Origin of the sequence: Vibrio sp. Of7-15 (assembly GCF_022347565.1) — a bacterium.
Classification (GTDB): Bacteria; Pseudomonadota; Gammaproteobacteria; order Enterobacterales; family Vibrionaceae; genus NORP241.
Genome location: NZ_JAKRGH010000001.1, coordinates 543056 through 562388 on the forward strand (window position 1 = coordinate 543056; position 19333 = coordinate 562388).

The window sequence follows — 19333 nt, forward strand, 5'->3', positions numbered from 1 at the left end:
ATAAACTGTCATTAGTCAGTTAAAGTGGATAAGTGCATTGGAAAGAATGGACGAATCAAAAATAAACAAAGGATATTCAAAAGAAAATGTTAAAAAAATCATTGATTACGTTGTCATCAATCACGTTAGCTGTTGCTGCTCTTTATGGGGTATACGAAACAGAATTACTCTACAGTAAAAAGGTCGTTACCTTCGATGTGTCGTTAAAAGAGATCTCGGGTATTGAGTTTGACAAAAATAACAACTTTTGGGCGATTAACGACGGTGGCGATGATCCTAACTTGTATCAAGTGAATAAAGAAGGAGAGGTGACAAAAGTTATTACGGTCACCAATGCAAAAAATATTGACTGGGAAGACATGACACAAAATGATTTTGGCCACTTTTTCTTAGGTGATTTTGGTAATAACGACAATATGCGTAAGTGGCTTACGGTGTACAAAATCGAAAACCCCATTGATATTAAAGGGAATACTACCGAAGCAGAAATCATTAAATTTATGTACCCTGAGCAAGAAAGCTACCCGCCAAAGCCGGAAGATAAACGCTTTGACCTAGAAGCCTTCATTAATTACAACGACAATTTGTACTTATTCACCAAGAGCCGCACAGCCCCTTTTGATGGAAATACCCACTTATATAAAATTGGTGATCATGCTGCGAATTATCAGGCTAAACGTATTAGTCAATTTCATACCTGTACGACTCATGAAAAACTGTGTTGGATAACTTCAGCGGCCATTAGCCCAGACAGAACCAAGTTAGTGTTACTTGATTCGCAGCGTTTGTGGTTATTTGAAAACTGGCAAGGGGACGATTTCTTTTCTGGTGATGCTTATCAGATTGATCTGGGCATAATTACTCAAAAAGAAGCCGTTACATTTTATGATGATAATACGGTTGTATTTACTGATGAAGAATTTCAAGGTATAGGGCGAAATGCTTATGTCTTGAAATTAGATGAAGTAGAAAAGAAGAAACTAGCGAATGACAGGTGATACAATGCGGCATTGTCTAGCGTTGCAACGAGGTTTTTAAACCTTTAAAAGGAGTTTATGGTGCATTTAGTCATGTTTGATATTGATGGAACATTGATCAAATCTTGTGTTTTCGATGCCGATTGTTTTTGTGAAGCGGTACGGGATGTTACAGGGTATGAGCTAAATACTGATTGGGAAAGCTACAACAATATTACCGACACTGGCATTTTGGATGAGTTTATCAGCCAGAAGGGGTTGGAGGATCAAAGAGAGCACCTGCAACGATCAGTGAAAGAAAAATTTATCCAGTTGGTTGAGTCTCATCTTACTTCATCTCCGGCGCGTGAGATTGAGGGTTCCATTAATTTTCTGAAATATTTGCAGTCTAGAGAAGATGTTGAGATCGCAATAGCAACGGGTGGCTGGGAGCAAACGGCCAAAGCCAAACTTAAATCGGCGGGGTTTGATATTTCGGGTATTGCCTTTGCGTCTAGTACGGATCATTGTCAGCGCGTTGGGGTGATGCAAGTGGCAGAAGCTCGTTGTCAGTATCAAGATTTCGTATCAAAAACATACTTTGGTGACGGGGTGTGGGATAAAAAAGCTTGTGAGGATCTTGCGTATAATTTTGTTCTTGTTGGAAATAAATTAACGCACAGTCAGCAAATTGATCATTTTAAAAATACCCAACAGGCACTGATACACATTGGGATCGAATGATGTCATCTAGTGCAATCCCATTAATGAAATAACGGAGCAGGGATGTCTGAATTTACAGCAAAAGTGCAGTGGAAAAGATCTGAAGAGGAGATCTTCAGCGATAATAAATACAGCCGTGGCCACACATGGGAATTTGATGGTGGAGTGAAAGTACCAGCCTCATCATCTCCTCACGTGGTGCCATTACCGTATTCAGTTGAAGAGAATGTAGATCCAGAAGAAGCATTTATCGCGACGTTATCAAGTTGTCATATGCTGGTTTTTCTTTCCATTGCAGCCAAACGAAGGTACGTAATCGAAAGCTATGTTGATAACGCTATTGGTGTATTAGCTGACGATGCAGATGGTAAAACGGCAGTGACTAAAGTAGTTCTTCGCCCTAAAGTCACTTTTTCTGGAGAACGTCAACCAAGCCTTCAGCAGCTAGAAAAAATGCATCATCAATCTCATCAAAATTGCTTTATTGCTAATTCAGTTAAGACTGAAGTGGTGACTGAAATCATACTCTGAGCTTGTTTTATTCTTTTTGCCAAGTCGAAAAATGTGTTTCGATGGCCTTTATAGCAAGCGTGACCGCGATAGGCACCGAGTGCTGATAAGGGTGTAACGCGTAAACATTAACTTTAGGCAACTCACTGTGTGGCAGAGCAGCCTTTAAAGTGGGTTGCTCTGCCATAATCATTTCAGGAATAACCCCAATGCCAAATCCGGCTTTAATCAATGCAGCAGTTTGGTTGACACTGTTGGTTTTATGCTTGGCTTCAAAATGCAGCAAATGTTGTTCACGTGTTTTTTTATGAAAGAGCGTATGTTCAATGTGTTTAGGCTGCCAATGGTTAGCAATATATGAGGCTTGGTTCAGTGGTTTGGCGTAATGCAGAGCTTGGCAGAGTACATCTTGAAATGCGCCGAGTCGTTTTTGTTTATAGTTGCTGTCTTTAGATTCTCCGGCCCTAATCGCCAAATCAATATTGTGATTCATTAGATCGAGCTGAGTGTCTTGGCAGATCAGGTTCAAATGAACTTTGTCATGGCCCGAGAAAGTGTCCGTTAACGCAGGAATAACGATGGTATCCATTAAAGCGTGTGGGGCGGTGATGGTAAGAGTGCCTGTCGGTTCCGTTTGTTGTTCTAGAATTTCATCCCATGCTTGCTCAGACAGCGCATGCATTTCGCAGCAGTGTTGATAGAAGCGTTCTCCTGCTGGAGTCAAAGACTGTCGGCGAGTTGTACGTTTTAATAACGTGGTAGAAAGGTCATCCTCGAGTTGTTTTAGGTGCTGGCTCAATACCGATTTAGATAAGTCTAGTTTTTCTGCGGCTTTAGTAATGGAGCCCGCGTCGACAATGTTCATGAACAGAGTCATGTGGCGGAGTTTATTCATATTGTTTGGTTTAATTAAACAGTCAGTTCTTTTTAGTTTGTTTTTCTTTGTTAATTATAAATCTAAACTCTTTCTCGTTCACTTAATAAGGAAGATAAACATGACTCAACACGTTCTAGATGTATGTAAAGCCGGAATTTCAGCATGGCAGCAGGCTTTTAATAGCCAAAACGCGCAGGGGTGTGCTGAGCAATACGCCGAAGGTACGGTAATGGTGGCAAAGCCATTTGGTACTTTCGAAGGCCGTGAGCAGATTCAAGCTTTTTGGCAGAACTTAATGGATCAAGGTTTTAACGATGTTCAATACAGTGAAACCGAGTGGCAGCCAGAAGGAGAGGATGGTTACATCTTGACTTCTAAATGGACAATGAATAAAGCGTTTGGTGTGGTTCATAAAGAGCACTGGAAGATTCAGCCAGACGGTAAAGCGCGTTTAGTGTACGACGAATTTGAAGCGCAAGGTGAGCGATAACAGCAGCAACACCCATAAATATAATTAATTGATGTAGCGAGCTAAATATCATGTTTAGCTCGTTTTTTGTTTCTAGGTTATTCCTTTAAATGTAGTCGTTTATATTCGACCTCATACATCCGATAGTGAGTTACGAGTAGATAGTGCAATTTGTTTTTTACTTATATCGTAACTCACAATTGGACAAAATGAGTTAGATAGCATGCTAAATTAGCAACTATCAGATAATTGAAAGTGGTCAATAAATACAAGAAGTCATAAAGGTTTATTTAGGTTTAAAGAATCTCTTCAAACGAGGCTTTGGTACAATCCTTGTGCCCAAACTCAAGGCCCTCAAAGGAACTGATTAGTAAAGTCAGAGCCGTAAAGGTTACCTTCAATATAGTTATTTATTCAAATCTTGTGCGAAAACCACTTCGCTCACCCAGGTAGGCATTGGGTCAATACCACCAGCTGCAATACCACGGCACAAACCTGTGTTACTGTCGCTCGAACGAACCATTTTTTGGCCATCAAACAACCAGCTTTCAAAGTTCCAGCAATCCCCCAATCCCCGGTCTTTGTGAGCTGAGGAAATCATGCCGTCAGAATAGTCATTACCGGAGATGTTAAGGTGTTTAGGCAGAGCATCGTCACCTTCACCCAACAACCAATAATTTGAACCATAGTTATAAGCCGCCATCCAACAGGGCGCTTCAATCAATGATTGTCCGTTATTAAGCTTTGCAATGGAAATGGAAGGCGCTTCTTCAAACAGCATATGGCACTCAGCACTGTCTTCCACAACCTGATAACTAGCACGCAGTTGTGGTAATAATCTGCCATACAAGGCGGACCCTGGTTCAATCGATTTCATCATTGCATCGCCGCCGACATTCACCAGTTTGGGGGCAGCAGCAGCAGGATTTACCTTAGACTCATCCCCCTGACCTTTTGTGACAATGGCAAATGGAGTGTTCAGGCGACCCTGATATTCATCCATTCTACGAAACACTGCACTGGCACCACTGCCAGACAGTACCCAGTTGGATTTACCATCACCAATTTCGATAAGTGCATCTTTGGTCACTACATCGAGAATGGCCTGAATCTGCATAGCAGTCAGGACATCATGCTTTATCGGGCCCAACTCCTGAGAGTTGATATATAGATTGTTCTGCTCAGGCCAATGATCGAAATTAGATTCGTCCCCCAGAAACACTTTGGCCGTTACTGGCGTTGCAGGTCCCGCTTCACGGGTAAACATCACAGCAACTGGGTTCAGGTTGCTAATATCTGAATAGCCAGCTGCCCGGCAGGTGCCTGTATTATCACAAGCTAGATACCAATCTTTATGTTGAAAACTCTCTCCCTCAAAAGCGTTTGCAGAAAAAACTACTAAACCCAATGAGTATATGGCACGGCGAATATAGAGCATTAGCTTATTTCCTTAATACAATCTTCATGATTCAGTCAGTGAGCTTTGTTTTTGCTCTTTTTTACCAGTATTAAAAATACAGTATCCCTATGACTATCAGGTAAATTTCACTCCTCGAGCGTGACGTACTTTACCAAATTTAACTCATGTTAGAAGGGGGCTGTTGATAATAATGGCAGCATTCAGAACCTCATGCAGAACATACTACTACAGCTTCCACACTAAAGAGTCGATTCATAAAAACAAGGCGTCCCTTTTAGTTGGAAATAGTTGGGCTAATGGCAACCAATTTTATATTGATAAAGCTAACTAAAAGAAAATGGGCAAAAGCAATTAAGCTTGTACTGAGGGTAGGCTTATGATCAAATCGAATAGCGCTACCTAAAGTGTGACGAGAATTTAAAATAGTAAGAGGTATCGTTTTCTTATGTTCATTATTGGTTTAAGTTTTCTTTGATCTTATATCAGTAACGTGGTTTTAAAGAGGTAGCGTGTGGAGAAAGTATATGTAGTTGTTGATTTTCTTCTGACTCATAAGGTTATTTTTAGTGCTTTAATTATCAGCGTCATACTCACAATCAGGCGATTTACTTTATCTAAGATCCGCGGTGATATTCCTTTTGTATCGGAAGATCAGCGAAAATGGATGTCACGAACTAAGAATGGTGCTTTTACTGTCATTGTTCTCACCTTGTTTATTCTTTGGAAATCAGAAATCAGTGAATTTGCACTGTCAGTGACGGCCATTGCAGTAGCGATAGTTGTGGCATCCAAAGAAATTATTTTGTGTTTCACGGGCTCTATTCAGCGTGCAAGTTCTCGTTCTTTTCGTATTGGAGATTGGATAGAAGTGGGCACGCTTTGCGGAGAAGTGATTGAGCACAACCTGATGGCTACCGTAATTCAAGAAATTGATCTTCACCATGGTCAATACCATTACACGGGTAAAACAGCAACCTTGCCTAACAGTATGTTTTTTACGTACCCGGTAAAAAACTTAAACTTTATGAAACGATACGTTTATCATAATTTTGTTATTACTGTGAAAGAGTTTGTGAACCTGTACCCGCTACTCCCTTCTTTGTCTGATCGTATTGAAGAACACTGTGAAGATTTTATCGATGTGGCTCGTCGCTATAACTATGTGATTGAAAAGCACGCTGGAGTCGATTTACCAGGGCCAGAGCCTCATATACATATCACAAGTGCGACAACAGGGGAGCAAATTGTCCACTTTATGATTTTTTGTCCTACAGACCGGGCTTCTCACTTGGAGCAACAAATTAGGCAGGAATTCATGGTTGCTTATCATAGCCATTATGGAGAGAAAAAAAGCGATACAGCCTTGGATTAATGTTGAGTTTTTTATTTATTCGTAATTAAAGGGGAACGATATTCTATTTGCTAGTTTAATTATTGTAATAAATCAAGTTTTCGACTATTAAAAATAGATTCAATATTAATTTGTGTAATTTATAGATTTGTTTTTCTTTGATTTGCTAGGTGAATGTCATAAAAGATCGATCTTATGATACTAATTTTGTATCAATGCTTGGAATAATAGGCATCTACTGCTTTATTATTAGTCAGTTATTTATATTAACATTATCGTCAGCTTTTGTTTTATTTCCCTTTTTTAATTAAGGTTTATGTATCCGCTTTATTTATAAAGAAAAGAGGATAGATAATTAAGTTAATAAAACCTTTTAAATTTAAAATATATTTTTTGTAATTGACTGTTTATTGAAGGGGAGTAGACGGAAGCCGTGCTGTTGAATTATGACGCTTTTAACCATTAAGAAATAGTACCGTATCTAGAAAAACAAGGAATAAACTATGCGATTATCGATACCTGATGCTAGGGAAGCTCACCGAGATAACGGAGGGCCATTAATGGGGCACACAGCCTATTCAATTTATCGTCTTTTATCCCGAGATGAGCATCATTTTCAAGCAAACCGAAAAAAGTATTTGCAAGTGATTAATGATATTCGCTTACTTTATTATCGTGCCTCTGGACAGCGAGAGGGGGGAGCCGAAGTCTTTAAAGGCGGGCAGGTAATGCTTGCAGATAACAAAATGTTCTACCGTTATTGGAGAAGTTTAATACAAAGCGGTCATGTTGATGGTGGCTCTCGTGATGGTATGTCTTCGCACAATAGTGTTGATGAGCAGTTTGAAGTTCTGTTTCCAAATCGCTGGGGGAATGTACTATTCGGCACTCGAAATGGCGGTACTTGGTTTCAAACGGAAGCGTATGGTTTTACAGCCCCAATAAGTACATGGGGCGGGTTTAAAGACACCATTGGTCACGTAAGTACTACCGTTCAGTATGGTTTAAGTGGTATGAGCCGACAGGTAGGGACGTGTGGTTATTCCCCACATACAGAAGCAAGGCCTTTACGATTACAGGCACACCGAGTACCCGATGAGCCAACCTAAAGAAATCTTCAATTAATTGATTCTATTAGATAAATGAAGCCGTGATTTAACATAGATGATCGCGGCTTTTTTATGGGTATTTACCTATTAATGCACTATAATTTTATTTAAAAGTGATAAATAAATAATAATTTAAGTGTAAAAATAAACTTAGCCTCATAAAAACATATCTAATGTATGTATTTATGAGGCTAGGAAGCAGTTTATGTAAATAATTTTATACTTTAAAGAAGGCGATCAAGTCATTCACTTGTGCTGATTGCTTTGCTTGTCTATCTAGTTGCTTCGTAATTAACCCTAGGTTTTCGCTGTTCTCATCAGCCAGTGACTTTATACGAATGACGTTATTATTCACTTCTTCCGCTACGGAGGATTGTTCCTCTGCGCCGACGGAAACTTGGGTATTCATATCAGAAATCACCTGAATGGCTTTTACGATATTAAGGTAGGCATCAGAAGCTTGATTGGTAAATTCAAGTACACCTTGTGTTTGGTTGTTTGATTTTGCCATTACGTCGACGACATTCGAGGCACCTTGTTGAATGAGGTCGATAATGCTGGTGATTTCTTCAATAGACTTTTGAGTTTTTTGAGCCAAGCTACGAACTTCATCTGCAACCACCGCAAAACCTCGGCCTTGTTCACCTGCTCGGGCAGCCTCGATAGCAGCATTGAGGGCGAGAAGGTTCGTTTGGTCAGCAATGCCCCTAATTACCGCTAAGATGTTAGAAATATTGGCAGAGTCGCTGTTTAATTTATCTACGGCATTTGAGGCATCGCCCATATCCACAGAGAGGTTTTGCATGGCTTTGGTTGAGTTGGTCACAACCTCATTACCGACTTGAGCTTCTTGTTCTGCTTCTTCACTTTGCTTTGATGCTTCAGTGGCATTTTTGGCAATCTCTAGAGTGGCTGTGGCCATTTCATGTAACGCGGTGGCCAGCTTGTCTGTTTCATCTTGCTGGCTGAGCATGGAGTTATTTGATTGGCTCACCGCTTGGTTAATACTGTCGCTGGTTGAGTTTAAGTCGCTCAATACGGTTTTAATTTTTCCGACGGTTTGTTGGAGTGATTGGCAAGATTCATTAAGAGCACTGTTTAACGTTGCAAATTCGTCTTTCCCTTTAATTTCAATTTTTTTGCTTAAATCACCCGTAGCAATGACTTGAGCAAACTGAATGGATTGATTGAGCGGAGTCATGATGGTGCGTAATAACCATATTGTTAATACAATACTTAAAAGGATGGCAGCAATAACCGCAACAATGATGGTGCTTCTGACTTGGTCACGTACTTCATTGGAAATGACACGCTCTACCGTGATTAATGAGTCGGTGGTTTTAGATGCTTCATTCGCTTCTTTAAGCATACTGGCTTTTGCATTGGTGAGTTCGATATAAGCGAAGTTGACTTGGTCGTATCTTGCGTCGTAATGATCCAGATCGGCACTGAGTTCATTGAGTAGGGTTTGGGTTTCCGGTGAGAGCATGATGCTTTTTAACTCGGGAACCACTTTTTTCAGAGTTTCAATTTTTTCCTGAATGGTATTATTTAATTCGCTACTGGGCTTTGTATTAAATTGCCATACCATGACGCGTAGCTGATTAAAGCGATCTTTGAAGTCTTTGGCGGCTAGATAACGGGTAAACTCTGAAAAATCACTGCGATTATCGTTAAAGTAGTCTTCGATTGAATCTAGTACATTATTAATTTCTTTCGAAACTTTAGTCGCGGTGACTTCAAGCGCTTTTCGACCCTCAATCCCTCTTGCTTTTGCCTCGGTAAATTGTGAAAAAGCACTTTTATATTGTGAGATATTTACTTGAATTTTGTCGACTTGATCGATGCTTTCTTTTACTGCCATTTTGTTTTTGACATTATTCAGTAGGTCGTTGGCCTCTTGTAAATAGTTAAACACCTGATCTTTGAATTTGGTGACTTCAAGTAACATATAATCGGCTTGCGAGAGGCGAGCTTGATAAAGAACGGTGTCAGCGGAGGACAGCCCACTAAAAATGGCTTGTTGGTTTTGGAGCTTTTGTAGGCTGGTGATCGCGAAAATACCCACAATTAAAATTATCAAAGTAAGCGTACCTAGTGCTGCTATTAGCTTTTGTTTGATCGTCATTTGTCTTGCCTAACATTTATGGTGATAAATATAACGATAGTTGGATTATTGAAATAAGTGCAATTTGGTCATGTGCTTGCGCATTGTTTTTCATTCGAGGGGTAGGAGAAGTGACGCTGCTCTATAGGACAAGGTCATTTAAGAACTATCTGATATTCAGGGATCAGAAAGTTGACGGTTGTGATGTCAGCAAAAGCCATAGAGGAGAGGAAGGAGATAATAAAAAGCAGAAACTTTTTCATTATTTCCTCCCAGAGTTGAATTGTCGATTTTAGTGATTAACTGCATTTACTGCACTTAATACTAGACGAAAAATGTCTGTAGGATTAGTCGTGTATAGCCACTCTTATGATGGCACTTTGTGGTTTTTACTTTGGATAACAAACAATATTTTGGAAAGTCACAGAGTTAGAGATGGCATGATAGCCGTGAGGCTGGTCAGCAAAGAAACGGGTACTTTCCCCTTGCTTTAATGGGTGCCATTCACCATCAAAATAGATATTCAATTGTCCTTCAAGAACGTGAATGTGCTCAATAACACCTGTGCTGTGAGGGGAAGACATTTGCTGGTGTTGCTCTATGAGGGTGATTTCAAACATTTCTAAACTGGCGTCAGGTTTAAAAGGGAACAGAGTGGTGACCTGCATTTTAGGGTCGTTAGGAAACGTTGTTTCACTTGAGCAGAGCTCAGGTTCGTAAGCAAAAAACGCCGAAAAAGAGGTTTCTAGGCCACTGGCTATCTTCCACAGAGTAGCAATGGTAGGGCTAGACTCTTCTCGTTCAATTTGTCCAAGCATGGCTTTTGATACGCCGGTTGCTTTTGACGTTGCATCCAAACTTAATTTTTTTCTTTTGCGTAGTGCTTTTAGGTGTTTAGCAATATGGGATTTAAAAATTAGGCCATCCATCATTATTTCCATTTGTGCGTTATAACGTCCGGTGCTACTCTTATTTTGTGCGTAATAGCGCACAAATTTTATCACTACCCTGAGAGAAAGAGAATGATAAAAAGAATGTTTAATATTAGCCATATATCGGCGGGCTTTACTGCTGTGCTGGTGGGGTATACCAGCTCTGTTGTGATTATTATACAAGCGGCTACTTTATCAGGTGCGAGCCCTAGCCAAATTGCGAGCTGGTTATTTGCATTAGGCATCGCTATGGGGCTGACTTCGATTGGCTTCTCTTGGTATTACAAAACACCAGTGTTGACAGCGTGGTCTACTCCGGGGGCTGTCGTGCTTATTGGCTCGGTAAGCCAGTATGCTTTGCCTGAGATTATTGGTGCTTTCCTTTTTTCAGGTGTGTTGATTGTTATTACTGGTTTCGTTAGCCCTATCAGTAAATTACTCGAAAAGATCCCTTCTTCACTGGCAACGGCCATGCTTGGAGGTATTTTATTACCATTCTGCTTGAAGGCGTTTGAGCCTGTAACGACGAGCCCTATATTGTTTTGTTGCATGTTAGGTAGTTTTTTAGTGGCAAAGCGTTTTATGCCTCGTTATGCCATGTTAATACTGCTTGGTGTGGGCATTACTTTTTCTGCGATTGGTGGGGCTTTTACAAACCAAAACATTGAATTGGCGATGTCTCAGCCTATTTGGGTGTCGCCAGAATTTAATGTTATGGCAATAGTGAACTTAGGTTTACCGCTGTATGTAGTGACGATGTTGTCCCAGAACTTGCCCGGAGTTGCGATGATGCGCAGTTTTGATTATAAAACGCCGATCAAGCCTATCTTTGTAGGGACCGGAATCACTAATATCATTTTTGCACCATTTGGTGGGTTTAGTGTCAATCTTGCGGCTATTTCTGCGGCAATTTGTATGAATGATGACGTTGATAGTGATAAGAATCAGCGCTATCGAGCTGTAATATGGGCAGGCGTGTTTTACTTACTTGCTGGTGTATGGGCAACTGCAGTCGTTGCTGTTTTTTTAATTTTACCGCAAGATGTTACGTATATGCTGGCAGGGCTAGCGTTATTGGGAACATTGCTTATGTGCTTACAGAGTGCGTTTGAAGTGGAACGTTTTCGTGAAGCAGCATTGTTTACGTTTTTACTTACCTTATCGGGTATTTCACTGTTAGGGGTGAGTTCTACTCTGTGGGGATTACTGATTGGCCTTATTCATATACAGGTCACAACAATGAAATCTAAACCTCAGGTGAAAATGCAACAACAGGTGAAACAGTGATGTTGATTTTATTTAATGTATTTGGACAAAAGATGTCTGTTCAGCGTAAAAATAATGAATGGCTGCTTTTTGTAGAATCAGACACGTCGCTCCGTGCAAGGGTGTATGATGTTGTGATTCCTTCTGAATTGCCCAAGAGCATTTATCCACATTTCTTGCTGATATGTACCACGAAAATTCGACAAAAAAGCATGACAGAGTGGAATTGCTGTCCAGTTATCAGCCATCAAAATTGAAATAAATAAAAAACCAGCAGTGACATTGCTGGTTTTTATTGGATTGCAGTACGTTCAGGTTGGGTTATTACGAGGCGTAATCAAAGATACCGTCGTGATTACTTTGTGTTTCTGGCTGCTCAAGTTTGATCGTTTGAGTTGGGTAAGCAATATCTGCTTCGTGAGCATGAATGACTTCCATTACTTTAAGTAACACGTCTTGTTTAACCTCATGAAAACGGATCCAATTCACCGTTTTGGTAAAGGTATAGATGAAAAAATCTAAAGACGATGGACCGAAAGAATTCAAATTAACGATAAGAGTCTGGGAGGAATCAATATCAGGGTGATTGATCAGCATGCTTTTCACGTCTGTAATAATGGCATCCACTTTGTCTTTATCTTCGTAGCGAAGTCCAATGGTTTCATAAATCCGGCGGTTTAACATACGTGATGGGTTTTCAACCACGATATTACTAAACACTGAGTTCGGCACATATAAAGGCCTCTTATCAAAGGTTCTGATAATGGTCATACGCCAACCAATTCTTTCTACGGTGCCTTCTATTTCCCGATCTGGGGAGCGGATCCAATCACCAACTTTAAATGGACGGTCGAAGTAGATCATTAATCCGCCAAAGAAATTCGATAATAAATCTTTTGCCGCTAAGCCTGCAATTAGGCCACCAACACCACCAAAGGTGAGTAGCCCAGAGAGGCTAAGCCCAAGGCTTTGCATGACAGATAGAATGCCAAAAATAATGAAAACCAAGCGTAAGACTTTAGCAACAGCTTGGACTGTGGTTTCATCACGTTTTTTTTGAGCTAGAATTTCTGCTTCTACATTAGAAATGAGTCGAGTCACTACCCATACAAAAATCGCAATACCCATGATGATTTTTACGGGAGTTAACCAAGCACTGGAGTGATTAAAAAATGTTTCTAGAATAATTCCTGTGGAAACCAGAGCAGGCCAAACCCAAATGAGTACACTGACCGGGGTTTTTAGGGCGTGTAAGGTGACATCGTCCCAGCGATTGGAGGTTTTGGCACTAATAGCGTTTAAGCGTGAATACAATAGACGCCATACTATCCATATAATTAAACTCAGCCCTGTAATTAGTAGAACATCGGTAATCCAATTTTGCTCTATTATGGCATACTCAGCTTGGATCTCAGCTATCAACTTGTCCATAACAACCCTTCAAAATTTAATATTATTCAGCAGTTTAAGGGGTTAAAAGAATGAATGCTATAGTTTGGGCCGTATCACACAACTATTTTGAATACTAAACCGATGATAGATAAATACGATAACGAGGAAAATAACGTCAAGATGTTAAAAGGGATTCATCATGCAGCCATTATTTGCTCTGATTACGCAATATCGAAACATTTCTATACGGAAATATTGGGGTTAGAGATTATCGCTGAAAATTACAGATCTGAACGACACTCATATAAATTGGATCTCAAATTGCCAGATGGCAGCCAAGTCGAACTGTTTTCATTTCCAAATAGACCTAAAAGGCCAAGTTACCCCGAAGCTCAGGGGTTAAGACATTTGGCTTTTACGGTCGAGCACATTGACCTCTTTTCTGAATATTTGCAATCGAGAGGAGTTGAAGTTGAGCCCATTCGAGTGGATGAATACACTAACAAAAAGTACACCTTTTTTAGTGATCCTGATGGTTTACCGTTAGAGTTGTATGAGCAATAAATGGCTTTTTAATCAGAAGCTTCATAGTCAGCTTTTACATCGTTAATTCTATTATCACAGATTTATAGGTGCCGAGTACGCAATGATGTATCCGAAAAGCGTATAGGCTCTAACTTCTTTTATATCAAAAAGCCGCATAAAGTAGGCTCATCAGGTTTACATCGAGGTCTATTTTATGAGAACAACAGCGGATCGCATTCGTCACGCCATTGCGTTTGAAATTATTGGTTTAGTGTTAATGATTGGTATTTTGAGTCAGTTTGGCTTTGAACTCGCGCATGTAGGGATGATGGGGCTTGCTTTTTCAATTATAGCGACCGTTTGGAACTACGTTTATAACATCGGCTTTGATAATTTCATGATGAAAAAATTCAATTCGACAGAAAAATCTCTATTAGTGCGTGTTTTTCATAGTATTGGTTTTGAAGCTGGATTGTTGATTATTACGATCCCGGCCATTGCATGGATGCTGGACCTAAGTTTGTGGAATGCGTTCTTACTGGATATGGGAATGGTGGTGTTCTATCTGATTTATGCTTATGTGTATAACTTAGCTTATGACAAAGTCTTTCCTGTTAATCAACAACCAGCTCCTAACGCAGCATAAGTAACGGACAGTAATACCTCTTTGTAAAGTGCTACAAAGAGGTATTTTAGGTTAATAACGATGGTTGAAATAGTGGAGGGGCACAGCATCAGTGCGCTACGATATAACAATATTTTGTTAAGTTAAGAACGATTTTGCTTCATCTTCCATGTCACTATAATCAAGGTCACAAATGCCGAGTGTGTCGAACACCTTGTCTGCAACGTATGGCCAATCTGCTGTATCTTTGAAGCGTTTATGTCGATTAACAATGTTCTCGCTCATTTTTAAAATGGCGAAAGAGATTTGATTCGTAGGATCTTCATCCTGCTCTAAAAAGTCAAGTTCATGATGTTGAAGAATTAAATTACATAATGGTTTTGGTAGGTTCCATGAATTTGCAATGAAATACCCGATAACGGCGTGGTTGGTTTTAAAACGATTGTTTTCAAGTACTATTTGACTTTCACTTCCCCTTTCATTGGCTTGAATAAGGATGTGTTTATAATCCGAATATTTCACTGCCATGGCTGGGATTCCGCAATTTCGGAACAGCCCGAGAGCATATAGACTTTCTGTTGGAATACTGCCTGCCAGTTGCTTACCTACAAAAGTCATGATGTTGGCGACGTCGGTTGAATCGTCCCAGAATCGCTCTAATGAAATACAAGCGGTATCTGGGAAGGATTTTTTAAGTAAAAAAGCAGGCAGTAATAGGTTAATACTGCTAAAACCAAGAATACACACGGCACGTTTGATGTCGGAGATTTCTCTATTCATGCCATAGCTTGGTGAATTTACGGTTTTTAATATGGCCCCAGATAACCCAATGTCTGCTGAGATCAGATCTGAGATATCAGAAAAGTCAGGTTCTTCGCTGTTCATGACTTCTTGCAGTGCAACCAATACTTGAGGTTTTGCAGGGATGTGAAACCCTGCCATATTTGCTTCGACTACATCTGGTTGAATGCTGATCATACGCTTTTTACCGTCCTTACATTTTTGTCTTTATATTCAACTTCCTTAATATCAAGATATTAGTTCAACTATGCGCTCATGTGAATATCTTTTGAGTGGTTATGTTAGCTTTGCGTTGGTTTCAGTGATCTTAAGTATTTGATAAAAAGCATGCGTTTTTACAGCATTAGCTTAGTTGCTTGTTTTTAGGGTACAGCTTTAGCGAAATGGGCACTTGAATTTTCGTGACAATGTCACTATTTATTAGCCATCTATATCCAGATTTAATATTGATATGATGAGTCGAAAATTGAAGGCGGTAAGCCAAGTATGACTGGACAATCGAGCAAAAGAAGGTGTACAGCGTAAATGAATGTATTGCGTATTTAGTGAAGAATGTTGAGTTGTTTTAAATGGGCTCCGTCTATACTTCCGGGGAGAGCCTCCCATTTTTTCCAGGTGGGCTTAAAGTCTCCATTTTGGTAGAGATTTAAAATAGTCTGATTGAAACGTGTAATGAAATTGGGATCATTATGTTCTTTAGCAAAACCGATGAAGTATTCTAGTTTTTTGACTGAGCCTATGTTTTTGATGGTTTTTATTGGGATGTTTTTTATCCTATATTCAGCGAGATCTCGATTTACAAAGTACAGATCATATCGGCCATTGGCGAGTTTAATTAACCCTCGGCCATCTGCATTTGGATGATCTTCAATTCGAAATGGAATAAGCTTTTGTGAGGTCATTTCATCACGAATTTTTTCTAATGTGTATTGAGTATTCGATGGACCAAATACACCAATGGTTTTGCCCTCTAAATCTGATAATTGATTAAATGTAAATGCGCTTTCTTCTTGGGCGTAAAAACTGTAGGTGGTGGTTAATAGTGGAGCTGAAAAATACATCCATTGGTCACGCTCAGTATTCCATCCTAAAGGCATCGTGCCTGATACAGTTCCTTGTTCCATATATTGTTTGGCCCGGCGGTTAGGAAGAAAAGAAAAAGTACACTCTTCATTCATTTCAAGGCATACACGGCGTACCAGTTCTATCATGCTTCCTTTGGATTCTCCATTTTCACTGTATGTAAAAGGGGGAAATGAGTGGTGTGAAAAGTGGATTTTAGCATGAGTTGATTGACTCAAAATAAGCACAAGTACAAGGTAGATAAACTTCATTGATTAAGTTTCTCATTTTGTTTTATGTACGATTAAGTTTAGTCATGATTATCGTTGATGAAGATGGTGGTTGGTGCGTTATGGACTAGGAAAGGAAAATGGTTTTCTTTATCAAAAATGTTGTGCTGTGAGAACGAAGCGGTAGGCTGCTTTGGCACTAAGCTTTTTAAGAGTGAAATACGCACGTTCCAAGCAGGCTTATATGAGAAGCCTGCTAGATGATCATTCGCTTAACTTAAGAGTGGGGGAGAGTTAGAAAAATCCATTCATAGGGGTGTTCAGGTGATCATTTCTTTTTCTTATTAAGTCTATCTTCTAAGGCTTCTAAACGGGCAAGTAGCTGGATGTTTACCGATTTTAGTTTATGGATTTCTCTTTGTAGGTTGTTGATGCAGGCGCCATTCTCATCACAGATCTGCACTTTTCCACCCATAATGGCAAAGGTGCGCTCATCTGTTACTTCAGTAAACCATGATGGGTCGGTATTCATGGTGTAATCATAAAGCCCAATACCAACAGAATAATTACCAGAAACGATAATGCCATCTCCAAATGCTGTTGAAGAGGTACCAGAAGCGACGGTATTCATTCCCCATGCCGTTGAATTATAGCCCGATGCCGTATTGCGAGTTCCCCATGATGTAGAATAATCCCCAGACGTTGTATTTATTTGCCCCCATGTACTGGAAAAAATGCCAGAGGCTGCATTGTTATTGCCCCATGCGGTTGATTGAATACCTGATGCTTTATTACGACTTCCCCATGCAGTAGCACCATATTCAGTGGCCTTATTTTGGCTGCCCCATGCAGTAGAAGAAAATCCAGTTGCCCCATTCGTTTCCCAATGTAGATCTTCTTGAACGGAGGTATTTTCTTCTGTAGCTAGGGTAGTGTTAGCCATCAGCATAAGAGTTGTTAAAGTCAGTATTTTTATTTTCATTTTTATCAGGCGGTTAGTTTATTTGTTGTACAAGCGAATCATCATGAGAAAATATCAAGTGTGGGTCTGTGTTTGTATTAATAGATTTGATATTTGGAAGTGGTATCACTGCACGTTTGGCGTTTATGTTGTAGGGGTTCCACAATCATAATCTTCATAATGGAATTTAACTCTAACATTTGATCTATGTATCATTATTTGTTGGTGATTGTTATTCGTTTCATTGTTGTCGTTGGGTTGACGATAGATTTTGGAGATCGAGCTGAAAGTAAAATGCGCCAGAAACGGCGCATTGTTTGGTGTGCAGTGCTACGTATCCGTATTTAAATGTTGTCTTCTTTATGATCAAAACGCTCAGCTAAGGCATGAAATTCCTCAACAGACTTTTTCAGTTCGGTACTGGATTGGGTTACGTCGTGAACTGCCTGTAGATTAATATCTGATGTTTCTGCAATTTTTGTTACTCGCTCGCTCATTTCTAATGAAACATCCTCTTGCTCTTGTGAAGATTGAGAAACTTGTTCTGTGATCTTCAAAATTTCATCCATGTTAGATTGTACTAAGGCCATTTGTTTAAGGCTAAGTTCTGAGTGCTCTAGGCTTTGCTGAGTATTTGCTTGGTTATTTTCAATCAATGCTTGCCATTTACTGATGGTGTTGTTCATTCGTTGCATATTATTTTGAATTAATTCGGTTGCGTTTTGGGTACGAGATGACAAGGTACGCACTTCATCGGCAACGACAGAAAAACCTCTGCCTTGTTCGCCAGCACGTGCAGCTTCAATGGCCGCATTAAGTGCTAATAAGTTCGTTTGATCCGCAATACCGCTGATTTCCGACATCACCTCAGACACATTTTCGGTGTCTTTAATCAGTTCACTGGTGAGGTGTTTAGCTTGCTCTGTTTGTTGTGCTAGTTCAGATAGGCTGGATTGAGTGTTAACAAGATTTTTTTGGTTATCGTTGCACGCATCATGGGTTTCAATGATTAATGAATTAGTCATGCTGGCGTTTTCTGAAACCGTTTTCGCCGAGTAAGACATTTCAGTAATCGCAGAAGCCATGCTGTGTAAATTACTATTCTGAGCTGAAATCGACTGTGTGGCACGCTCTGCTGTTGCTTCTAATTTCTGAGCAAGGCTGTGTATTGGATCTGCCGCGTCGGTCATTCTTCCTAAAATAGTGCGAATACGTGCCCTGAGTAATTTTAGATGAAAATCGATAGGAGAAAATTGATGTTTACCTGAAAAGATCAAGCGGCTGATACTGTCGTATTCATTTGTGAGTTGGTTAATTTTACTGGATGTAGAGAATAAGGCTTGTCCGTATAGAAGTGCAAACACACCGACAGGAAGTAATGTTATTAAACTGGTTAATAAGCCGTTGGTTGTTTCCATATTGACCCAAAGGGAGAAAATAAGAGATGCAGTTAACAGTGGCAGTTTAAAAATATTAAATTTTAAGGTGAACCTATTTGAGCCAGTTTGTTCTTGTTGTAACAGCTTTTTATAGGCAGATTCTGCAATTTTTACGTATTCTTGTTTGGGTTTTACTCGTACAGATTGGTAACCGATAATTTGTCCACGTTCTAGGATTGGAGTGACGTAGGCATCGACCCAATAATATCGGCCATCTTTGCAACTGTTTTTGACCATGCCTCGCCATGCATTGCCTTTTTTAAGGTGAGACCATAAATCAGCGAAGGCGGCTTTCGGCATGTCGGAGTGGCGGATTACATTATGATGTTGCCCAATGAGCTCTTGCTCTGTATAGCCAGCAACTTTACAAAAACTGGCGTTACAGTAAGTGATCACCCCGTTTAGATCGGTTGTTGAGACTAACTGTTCATCGCTTGAGAAAAATACTTCCTCTGAATGTGCGCCAGCTGAAAGTGAGGTATTAGTCATCTTTCCTGTCCTTTATAAGTAGGATTGTTATTATTTTATAAACTTTTACTTAGTGATTTTTATTGTGGCCTGCTTAAACAAATATAGTT

At 39.8% G+C, this 19333-nt stretch carries 18 protein-coding genes; 9 read left to right on the forward strand and 9 right to left on the reverse strand.

The window, feature by feature from the left end; all coding sequences use genetic code 11:
* The first annotated feature begins 86 nt into the window (after window positions 1-86).
* The 3 genes from MHO82_RS02145 to MHO82_RS02155 are packed head-to-tail and all read left to right on the forward strand — an operon-like array spanning window position 87 to window position 2210.
* Window positions 87-998: a hypothetical protein gene (locus tag MHO82_RS02145; RefSeq protein ID WP_239182196.1), complete on the forward strand. Its 912-nt coding sequence runs from the start codon at window positions 87-89 to the stop codon at window positions 996-998.
* Window positions 999-1055: 57 nt separating this feature from the next.
* Window positions 1056-1700 (forward strand): HAD family hydrolase, encoded by a 645-nt coding sequence (locus MHO82_RS02150; RefSeq protein ID WP_239182197.1) that lies wholly within the window; start codon window positions 1056-1058, stop codon window positions 1698-1700.
* Between the two features lie 42 nt (window positions 1701-1742).
* Window positions 1743-2210 carry an OsmC family protein gene (locus MHO82_RS02155; RefSeq protein ID WP_239182198.1) on the forward strand — a complete coding sequence of 156 codons (468 nt, stop codon included), beginning with the start codon at window positions 1743-1745 and terminating at the stop codon, window positions 2208-2210.
* 7 nt (window positions 2211-2217) lie between these two features.
* Here the strand turns inward: MHO82_RS02155 and MHO82_RS02160 are convergent, their stop codons facing one another.
* Complete coding sequence (locus MHO82_RS02160; protein WP_239182199.1) at window positions 2218-3084, reverse strand: LysR family transcriptional regulator; 867 nt, start codon at window positions 3082-3084, stop codon at window positions 2218-2220.
* A gap of 100 nt (window positions 3085-3184) precedes the next feature.
* Here MHO82_RS02160 and MHO82_RS02165 point away from each other — a divergent pair, with 100 nt between their 5' ends.
* Window positions 3185-3556 carry a nuclear transport factor 2 family protein gene (locus MHO82_RS02165; RefSeq protein ID WP_239182200.1) on the forward strand — a complete coding sequence of 124 codons (372 nt, stop codon included), beginning with the start codon at window positions 3185-3187 and terminating at the stop codon, window positions 3554-3556.
* Window positions 3557-3941: 385 nt separating this feature from the next.
* Here MHO82_RS02165 and MHO82_RS02170 read toward each other — a convergent pair whose 3' ends face one another.
* Window positions 3942-4973, reverse strand: coding sequence for a DUF1176 domain-containing protein (locus tag MHO82_RS02170; RefSeq protein WP_239182201.1), 1032 nt, complete (start codon window positions 4971-4973; stop codon window positions 3942-3944).
* Between the two features lie 493 nt (window positions 4974-5466).
* Here MHO82_RS02170 and MHO82_RS02175 point away from each other — a divergent pair, with 493 nt between their 5' ends.
* Together MHO82_RS02175 and MHO82_RS02180 are read left to right on the forward strand one after the other, a co-directional pair.
* The gene (locus tag MHO82_RS02175; RefSeq protein ID WP_239182202.1) at window positions 5467-6327 is read left to right on the forward strand and encodes a mechanosensitive ion channel family protein; all 861 of its coding nucleotides are present in this window, start codon (window positions 5467-5469) and stop codon (window positions 6325-6327) included.
* A 482-nt stretch (window positions 6328-6809) separates the two neighbouring features.
* Window positions 6810-7415, forward strand: coding sequence for a hypothetical protein (locus tag MHO82_RS02180; protein WP_239182203.1), 606 nt, complete (start codon window positions 6810-6812; stop codon window positions 7413-7415).
* Between the two features lie 217 nt (window positions 7416-7632).
* Here MHO82_RS02180 and MHO82_RS02185 read toward each other — a convergent pair whose 3' ends face one another.
* Together MHO82_RS02185 and MHO82_RS02190 are read right to left on the reverse strand one after the other, a co-directional pair.
* Entirely contained in the window at window positions 7633-9543 is a 1911-nt protein-coding gene (locus MHO82_RS02185; RefSeq protein ID WP_239182204.1) for a methyl-accepting chemotaxis protein, read from the reverse strand.
* 368 nt (window positions 9544-9911) lie between these two features.
* Window positions 9912-10451, reverse strand: a complete 540-nt coding sequence (locus tag MHO82_RS02190) for an XRE family transcriptional regulator (RefSeq protein WP_239182278.1) — start codon at window positions 10449-10451, stop codon at window positions 9912-9914.
* 93 nt (window positions 10452-10544) lie between these two features.
* Between MHO82_RS02190 and MHO82_RS02195 the strand changes: the two genes are divergently transcribed.
* Window positions 10545-11741: a benzoate/H(+) symporter BenE family transporter gene (locus MHO82_RS02195; protein WP_239182205.1), complete on the forward strand. Its 1197-nt coding sequence runs from the start codon at window positions 10545-10547 to the stop codon at window positions 11739-11741.
* Between the two features lie 303 nt (window positions 11742-12044).
* Here MHO82_RS02195 and MHO82_RS02205 read toward each other — a convergent pair whose 3' ends face one another.
* Window positions 12045-13151 (reverse strand): mechanosensitive ion channel family protein, encoded by a 1107-nt coding sequence (locus tag MHO82_RS02205; protein WP_239182206.1) that lies wholly within the window; start codon window positions 13149-13151, stop codon window positions 12045-12047.
* A gap of 141 nt (window positions 13152-13292) precedes the next feature.
* Between MHO82_RS02205 and MHO82_RS02210 the strand changes: the two genes are divergently transcribed.
* Window positions 13293-13676 carry a VOC family protein gene (locus MHO82_RS02210; RefSeq protein WP_239182207.1) on the forward strand — a complete coding sequence of 128 codons (384 nt, stop codon included), beginning with the start codon at window positions 13293-13295 and terminating at the stop codon, window positions 13674-13676.
* Window positions 13677-13851: 175 nt separating this feature from the next.
* Window positions 13852-14283 carry a PACE efflux transporter gene (locus MHO82_RS02215; protein WP_239182208.1) on the forward strand — a complete coding sequence of 144 codons (432 nt, stop codon included), beginning with the start codon at window positions 13852-13854 and terminating at the stop codon, window positions 14281-14283.
* A 117-nt stretch (window positions 14284-14400) separates the two neighbouring features.
* Here MHO82_RS02215 and MHO82_RS02220 read toward each other — a convergent pair whose 3' ends face one another.
* The 4 genes from MHO82_RS02220 to MHO82_RS02235 form a co-directional block, all read right to left on the reverse strand.
* Window positions 14401-15240 carry an HDOD domain-containing protein gene (locus MHO82_RS02220; RefSeq protein ID WP_239182209.1) on the reverse strand — a complete coding sequence of 280 codons (840 nt, stop codon included), beginning with the start codon at window positions 15238-15240 and terminating at the stop codon, window positions 14401-14403.
* Window positions 15241-15605: 365 nt separating this feature from the next.
* Window positions 15606-16397 carry a transporter substrate-binding domain-containing protein gene (locus MHO82_RS02225; protein ID WP_275440455.1) on the reverse strand — a complete coding sequence of 264 codons (792 nt, stop codon included), beginning with the start codon at window positions 16395-16397 and terminating at the stop codon, window positions 15606-15608.
* Window positions 16398-16683: 286 nt separating this feature from the next.
* Window positions 16684-17337 carry a hypothetical protein gene (locus MHO82_RS02230; protein ID WP_239182211.1) on the reverse strand — a complete coding sequence of 218 codons (654 nt, stop codon included), beginning with the start codon at window positions 17335-17337 and terminating at the stop codon, window positions 16684-16686.
* Between the two features lie 323 nt (window positions 17338-17660).
* A complete protein-coding gene (locus tag MHO82_RS02235) occupies window positions 17661-19244 on the reverse strand; it encodes a PAS domain-containing methyl-accepting chemotaxis protein (protein ID WP_239182212.1) in 1584 nt (527 codons plus the stop codon).
* Between the last annotated feature and the right edge of the window lie 89 nt (window positions 19245-19333).